Origin of the sequence: Pseudomonas sp. MF4836 (assembly GCF_002018875.1) — a bacterium.
Classification (GTDB): domain Bacteria; phylum Pseudomonadota; class Gammaproteobacteria; order Pseudomonadales; family Pseudomonadaceae; genus Aquipseudomonas.
The window spans coordinates 59,416-66,673 of record NZ_MVOL01000022.1; the positions used below are offsets into that span (position 1 = coordinate 59,416).

Consider the following 7,258-nt stretch of genomic DNA (forward strand, 5'->3'; position numbering starts at 1 on the left):
TTTTTTGTCAGGGCAAGGTCAGTGAGGCAAATCCGGTTTGCGCCGGATGCTGAACAAGGTGCCCGTGGTGATCAAGCCAAACACAATCAACATCACCGACACCGGCCAGGCCGAGTGGAAGGCCCCGAACAAGGCCGTTGCCGCCAACGGTGCGAGCCCACCGGAAAAAATCGACGCAATCTCGTGCCCCAACGCCATGCCGGAATAGCGCACATGGGCCGGAAACAGTTCCCCCATCAACGCCGGCTGGGTACCGATCATGGCGCCATGGCAGAAGGCCAGGCCGACCAGCAATGCCAGGTAGACGTAGCCGCTGACATGGGTATCGATCAACCAGAAGAACGGGAACGCGAATAGCACCAGGCTGATGGAACCGATGGCATAGACCGTACGCCGGCCAATGATGTCGGACAGCCAACCCCAGAACAGAATGGTGAAGGCCTCGACTATCATGGCGACCATCACCCCGCCCAGCACCACTTGCGTGCTCAAGCCGGTCAGTTTTGCGTAAGCCATCACGAAGGCGAGGAAGATATACGCGCAGCTGTTTTCGGCCATGCGCAGCCCCATGGCCTGGAACACTTCCCTGGGGTGCTTGCGCAGAACTTCCATCGCCGGCGGATGCTTGACCTTCGCCCGTTGCGCCGCAGCATCCTCGAAATCGCGGCTCTCCGGCAGGTTGCGGCGAATGTAGATACCGACCCCGAACACCAGGACACTGGCCAGGAACGGCAGGCGCCAGCCCCAACTCAGGAAATCCTCGGTGGGCAGCATCTGCACCAGGTAGAACGCTGCGGCCGAGAGCACAAACCCACCGGAAACGCCAAGCTGGCTCCAGGCCGCATAGAAACCGACGCGATTGGCCGGCGCGTTTTCGCTGATCATCAACACGCCACCGCCCCACTCGCCCCCCGAGGCGATGCCCTGGGCGATACGCAACAGCACCAGGGTGATGGGCGCCAGATAACCCGCTTGTTCGAATGTCGGCAGCAAGCCCATCAGGAATGTCGAAACCCCCATGATGCTGAGCGTCATGACCAGCGCTTTTTTGCGCCCGTCCCGGTCGCCGATATGACCAAAGATAATCCCGCCCAGGGGGCGGGCAAAAAAGCCCACGGCAAAACCTGCGAACGCGCCCATGGTGCCAAGCACCGGATCAGTCCCGGCAGGAAAGAACAGCGGGCCGAAAATCAACGCCGCCGCCGTGCCGTACAGGAAGAAGTCATACCACTCCAATGCGTTGCCAAACACCGAGGCGATGACAATTCGGCGCATGGTGGAAGAGCTGGGTGTTTGGGTAACGCCTGCTTTGAAATTACTCATCTACTTCTCCAAACCGAGCCAGCGGCTCACCAGATCTTCCAGGTGTATGAGGTGACGAGGCGGTACTCGTCATAGTTGTTGCCGTACTTCTGCTTGGTGTTGAAGTTCTTCAGGTCAACGCTCAAGCCCTGGAGCGCACCGCTTTGAACCACATAAGACAGGAAGATGTTGCGTTCACTTTCCTGGTCATGGCTCAACCCTGCACCACGGTCGATCGCGGTGCCCTTGATGTAGCGCGTGAACAGTTTCAGGCCGGGTATCCCCATGTTTGCGAAGTCATAGCCATAACGCACCGACCACGATCGCTCGTCCGGCCGGATGAACGGCAGGCCTGCCCAGTTCGGCAGATACGGTTGCGGAACATAGCCGTTGAGCGTCGGGAACACCGTTTCACCCAGCATGCGCTGATAGCTGACGCCAAACAGATGGGCGCCTTTTTGCAGGGTCACCAGGCCGCTGTAGGATCGGTTGTCGACCTTGCCTGCAAGGGCACTGCCATCTTCACTGTTGTTGAAGTAGCCCAGGTCAGTCTTCAGGACGTAGCCGTCCCCCAGGTCCAGCGCATGTTTGAGACCGGCGTAGTGTTGGCGGTAGATATCGTTGAGCACGCCATAAAAATAAGTGCCTTGCAGGGTCGGCGTGAACGAGTAGGTGCCGCCGCCGAAATCCAGCCCCTTGCTGTCCAGATCGTCGGTCGAGCCGTACTTGTAGAGCTGCTCGTGGTTGGAAGACTGCCGGGTGACGCTGGACCAGAAGCGCCCTCCCGTCAGCTCCAGGCGGTCTATTTCCCGGGAGTTGACTACCGCCCCCTGGTAGATGGTATCGAGCTGCCGACTGGGATCGTTGGAAGCGATCGGCAGGTTGGGTTTCTGGTCACCGATTTTCACCTCGGTTTTCGAGTAACGCAGCTTCAGCGTGCCACCGGCGCGGCTGTAGTCATTAGCAGCCTTTTGCTCGTAGGTGCTGTAGGGCAATGAACCATCGTTGCCCGTGGAATCAAGCCGCAACGCGTACTGCGCATTGGCATCGAAACCGATGGCCAGCGGGGTGTCGGTGTATCCGGATTGAAACTGCAGATCAAAGCCCTGGGACCAGTTGCCGACTTTGGAGGTGGGCGCCTCGCTGTTGGTGAAGTTGCGGTTCAGGTACAGGTTCCTGAAGTTCAAGGACAGGTGACTCTCGTCCATCAGGTCGGCGTGAGCCGACCACGGTATTGCTATCCCTATAAGCCCTAAGTAGTGAATTGCATGCACACGCAAAGCTCGCTTTGACATAGTTACATCCATACAGGTTTGCCACGGTTGAGGGCAGAACTTCAGAGACATGGCAGTGAATGACAGCGCCGATCTGAACGCCCGCGGCTGTCATGTTTTTATTGTTGTTTGAGTGGTGAATCAGATATCCAGAACCAGGCGCCCGGAGCGCGCCCTTGAACAACACAGCAGCATTTGATCGTTCGCCTCGCGCTCGTCTGCAGTCAGGTAGACGTCACGGTGATCGGGCTCTCCCTCCAGCACGTCACACAGGCAAGTGCCGCAGACGCCCTGCTCGCACGACACGTCAATGGCGATACCCACTTCGGCCAGGGCCTGCACGATGCTTTGCCCGGCATGCACCTGCAGGGTTTTACAGCTGCGGGCGGTGTGGACTTCGAAGGCCTCACCGGAACCGTCAACCTCAACCTGGAAATACTCGCGATGCACCTGCTCATCGCCGTAGCCAGCCGCCGTGGCCGCGTCGATCACCCAGGTCATGAACCCCGACGGCCCACAGGTGTACACATGGCAGCCTGGAGCCGCAGTGCCGAGCACGGCATTCAGGTCGAGCTTGCCGGCCGGCTCATCATCGAAATGGGTGCTGACCCGCTGGGAAAAAGGTGCGCTGGCCAGCTCTTGCAAAAACGCCGCCTGGCTGCGCGAGCGACCGCAGTAGTGCAACTCGAAATCAGCGCCCCGGGCGTGCAGTGCATAGGCCATGGCGATCATCGGTGTGATGCCGATTCCGCCTCCTATCAGCAGTGAGCGCTGGGCATCAACCGCCAGCGGAAACAGATTGCGCGGAGCGCTGATGGTCACCACGCTTCCCTCGCACAACGTGGCATGAACCGCCTCGGAGCCACCGCGCGAGGCCGGATCCTTGAGCACCCCCAATCGATAGAGGCCAGGGTCTGCCGGATCGCTGCACAGCGAATACTGGCGCACCAGGCCATCGGGCAAATGCACATCCACATGGGCCCCGGCCTCGAACGCGGGCAACGGCGTGTCATCCGAGGCACACAGGTCCAGTACCAGCACGTTGCCGCCCTGCTGCCGGGCCTTGTGCACCACAACCTTCAATACACTGTCAGTCATCGATTCACGCCCATGATCAGAGGATGTAACCGATACCGGCGAGGGTATCGTCGGAGTTGATCAGGCGAATCAGCTTGCGCTGAATCTTGAAGGTGCCTGCGTCCCGTTCCAGCTCATAGACGATGTCGGCGCTGTAGTGCTTGAGCGAATCCTTGCGAAACTCCCGCAGGTTCTGCGCACAGCGCACCGTCACCTGTTGCGCGTTTTCCGACAGCACGCGAAAGCGCGACAACGTGCGCACGGTACGCGGCTGCGGGCTGGTGGAAATCGACTCGCCGCTGGTCAGGCGCTGCACCCGCAGCTGGCGCATGCCGGCGTCGTCATAGGCGTAATTGAGGGTGTTTTCGAAGTCCTGCTCCTGGGGGTCGATCGGGATGATGTAAGTGCCCTTCTCCGCCCATAGGTCCAGCCAGGCATCGAATTCGCCATGGTCGAGCATGTCGCCTTCCTGCCAGATGAAAGCGGTGACTTCGTTCAGTAATTTCAGGTTCATCAAGGTTCTCCGCCGGTTACACCGACATCATCTTTTTCCACTGCTGGTAGGCCGCGCGCATTCCGGTCTCAGCACTGACATCACTGACCAGGCCATCCTCGGTCGCCCGTTCGCCGGGCAAACCACGGTTGAGCATGATCCAGAGGTTTTCCCCGGCACTGGCGCCCTTCTGCACCCGCTCCCAGGCTTCGGAATCGTCCGGCGTGCCAAAGCCCATGGGGCCCTGGAAGTGTTCGTGCAGCCGCAGGCGGTAGCGGTTGGCCGCAACCGGGCCACCGTCCATGGTGATCACCGAGTGATGGATTTCGGTCTCCAGCACCGAGATTGGCTGCAACACACGGAAGAACGCCATGGAGCAGGCGACGTTGGGAAACAGGTTGAGGTTGAAGCCCGAACCACCTACGGCGCGAACAATGCGCCGCACCTGGTTCTCTTCCAGGCCTTCATCGCGCAACTCCGCAGCCAGCCCGGCGAAACGCTCCGGGATCGGCTTGTCGAGATCGGCTTCCAGGTCCACCAGGTCGGGAATCATCACCATCACGCTGTGACCATTGCCCAGGTCTTCGACGTAGCCCGGGCCTTCGACGAAATCGAACAGCGCCAGGGTCTGTTCATCCACGGACGACAGGAACGACTTGTGCACCAAGGGGAAGTGGTAGGCGTCAGTGGTGTTTTCCAGCTGAATCTTCCAGTTGCCAGGGAAGCGGAAACGGTGCTCGCCCGGGACCTTGATCGGATAACCGGCGCCCTGCTTCATGAACAGGTCCATCCACTTTTTCGCCGGGCCGAGAAAGTCCACCAGGGGTTCGATGTCGTCCTTGAAGGTGGCGAACAGCATCCCGGCGTACTCCTCCACCCGCAGGCTCACCAGGGGCAGTTCGCCTTTATCCAGGCAATCCCCGTAGCTCTCCGGATGCGGCACACCGCGCAACGACCCATCGAGGGCGTAGCTCCAGCCGTGGTAGGGGCAGACGAAACTATTGGTCTTGCCCTTCTTGTGCTCGCAGACGGTTGCCCCGCGATGACGGCAACGATTGAGGTGCACGTGCACCTGCTTCTTGCGATCACGCACCACAATCACCGGCTGCTTGCCGATGTAGGTGCTTTTGTAACTGCCCGACTCCGGGATCTCGCTGACATGCGCCACCCAGACCCAGGTGCTGTAGAAAATCTTCTCAAGCTCTGCGTCGAACAGCTTGGCGTCGGTATACAGCGAAGTGTGGACACGGTCCGGCTTGACCAGGTCAGCGGGGTTGATGCCCAGGTTCACGGCGTCGATAAGTTGGGTCACGGTCAGGTCCTATACGTTGATGTCGAGCAGCGTTTTTATGAGTCAGGCGTTCGCGATGGCGCACAACTGCGCATCGCCGCCCTTGCGCCCGATCAGTTGCAGGCTGGTTTTCAAACAGGTTTGTGGACAGGGGATGGGCACACTCAGCGCCGGGTGGCCACTGAGGTTGAACGGGCGTAGAAAACGGGTCAGATCGATTACCGGCGCACCAGCGCGCACATCCGCCAGCAAGGGCGGCAATCGCGGCAGGCTGGGCAGCACCAGGGCGTCGAACTGCGCAAGCAACCCGTCCACCTGCTCACTGAACGCAGTGCGGACAGCCTCGGCGGCGCGCAGCTCGTCGTCATCGGTGGCGGCTGCACGCAGCAGTCGGGCTTCGATGTCTGCACCCAGCAGGCCGCGACCGGTGTATTGGCCAAATGCGGCCCAGGTTTCAGCATTGATCACGCTCAACGCCGCTTCGAACGCCGAGTCCAGCAGCGTCAGGCTGACGACTTCACAGCCCCAGCCACGACGGCTGACTTCCTCGTCAATGGCGGCGCAGATGTTGGAGTCACAGGCCACATCCACCAGGCCGATACGGATCCGTTCGGGCGCCCGGGGCATGACAAAAGTGGCGTCCATGGCGAGCATCGCGGCGACCAATGTGTCGAGATCGCGGGCCATGGGGCCGACACAGTCCAGGGAACTGAACTGCGGGTACACACCTTCCCGGCTCAAGCGGCCAAAGGTCGGCTTGAGCCCATACACACCGCAGCAGGCGGCAGGCATGCGAACCGAGCCACCGGTATCAGTCCCCAGCGCTGCATCGACCGCGCCTTGGGCGACAATCACCGCAGAACCGCTGGACGAGCCACCCGCAATGCGCTCGGGAGCCTGAGGATTGATCGGCGTACCCGCCCAATCGTTGATCCCGGTGACGCCAAAGGCCAGCTCGTGCAACACGGTTTTACCAATCACCTGCCAACCCGCGTCCAGCAGCGATTGCACCACGGTAGCGTTGCGCTGGGCCGGCGGCGCCGCTTCAAAGGCACGGCTGCCACAGCGGGTTGGCCAGCCGGCCACATCCAGCGAATCCTTTATGGCCACGGTAGGCCCTGGTCCCCGCTTATGAGTTTCAACAACCAGCGGGCTCATGACTGTCCTTCCTGTACGTGCGCAAGGGGGCAGACATCGAGTCGCTCAGTGGTGAAAGACGCTATGCGCCAGGCGCCCTCCTCCAGGCGAAAACTCAGGCTCAGCGCAGCGACAATGGCTTCCCCCTGCCCCGAGTCATAACGCGAGAGCTGCTGCAGCAACCAACGGCCAGTCACCTCAAGACCGTCAACGGCAATTTGCTCGCCCGCCAGAAAATGCGCATTGAAGCGAAAGTGCGGATTAGGCGGCAGATAACCCGCAAGCATCGCCACAATCGCCTCACGCCCCTCAAGCCGACCGAACTTGCGGGCATAACGCGACCCCACACCCTGCCAATACGCATCGCTGCAAAACAACTGGCGCAGCGCCGGCAGACGATCTTCCTCACCGGGAACGTCGCACAACGCCATGTAGCGATGCAGCACCCGCCGCACCGCCGACTCAGCCTCAAGCACCCTGACGCGCTCGGCCAGGACCGTAATATCTGCAAGGGATGAATTCATAAGAGAGCACCTGCCAGCGTTTACATTGCGATGACAGGAAATTAGCGATGAGCTGGAGGGGCAACAATCACAGGGCGTGAGTAACTTGTTGCGTTTTATGCAACGAGTTGAGGGTTGGGGGGCGGGTCCGGTCTTTATACACATCTGACGCTGCCGAAGA

Annotated in this window: 7 protein-coding genes; all 7 read right to left on the minus strand. The window is 60.5% G+C overall.

Annotation, left to right across the window (positions count from 1 at the left end; translation table 11 throughout):
* Positions 1 to 18: 18 nt before the first annotated feature.
* The gene (locus tag MF4836_RS32670; RefSeq protein WP_238596244.1) at positions 19 to 1,323 is read right to left on the minus strand and encodes an MFS transporter; all 1,305 of its coding nucleotides are present in this window, start codon (positions 1,321 to 1,323) and stop codon (positions 19 to 21) included.
* Between the two features lie 26 nt (positions 1,324 to 1,349).
* On the minus strand, positions 1,350 to 2,597 hold the full coding sequence (locus MF4836_RS32675; protein ID WP_078473829.1) for an OprD family outer membrane porin: 1,248 nt from the start codon (positions 2,595 to 2,597) through the stop codon (positions 1,350 to 1,352).
* 120 nt (positions 2,598 to 2,717) lie between these two features.
* Positions 2,718 to 3,674 carry a PDR/VanB family oxidoreductase gene (locus tag MF4836_RS32680; RefSeq protein WP_078473830.1) on the minus strand — a complete coding sequence of 319 codons (957 nt, stop codon included), beginning with the start codon at positions 3,672 to 3,674 and terminating at the stop codon, positions 2,718 to 2,720.
* A gap of 16 nt (positions 3,675 to 3,690) precedes the next feature.
* Positions 3,691 to 4,167: an aromatic-ring-hydroxylating dioxygenase subunit beta gene (locus MF4836_RS32685; protein WP_078473831.1), complete on the minus strand. Its 477-nt coding sequence runs from the start codon at positions 4,165 to 4,167 to the stop codon at positions 3,691 to 3,693.
* A gap of 16 nt (positions 4,168 to 4,183) precedes the next feature.
* Positions 4,184 to 5,458 (minus strand): aromatic ring-hydroxylating oxygenase subunit alpha, encoded by a 1,275-nt coding sequence (locus MF4836_RS32690; protein ID WP_078473832.1) that lies wholly within the window; start codon positions 5,456 to 5,458, stop codon positions 4,184 to 4,186.
* Between the two features lie 42 nt (positions 5,459 to 5,500).
* Entirely contained in the window at positions 5,501 to 6,595 is a 1,095-nt protein-coding gene (locus MF4836_RS32695) for an amidase (protein ID WP_078473833.1), read from the minus strand.
* Positions 6,592 to 7,098, minus strand: coding sequence for a nuclear transport factor 2 family protein (locus MF4836_RS32700; RefSeq protein WP_078473834.1), 507 nt, complete (start codon positions 7,096 to 7,098; stop codon positions 6,592 to 6,594). The genes MF4836_RS32695 and MF4836_RS32700 overlap by 4 nt, the downstream gene beginning before the upstream one ends.
* Positions 7,099 to 7,258: the final 160 nt, after the last annotated feature.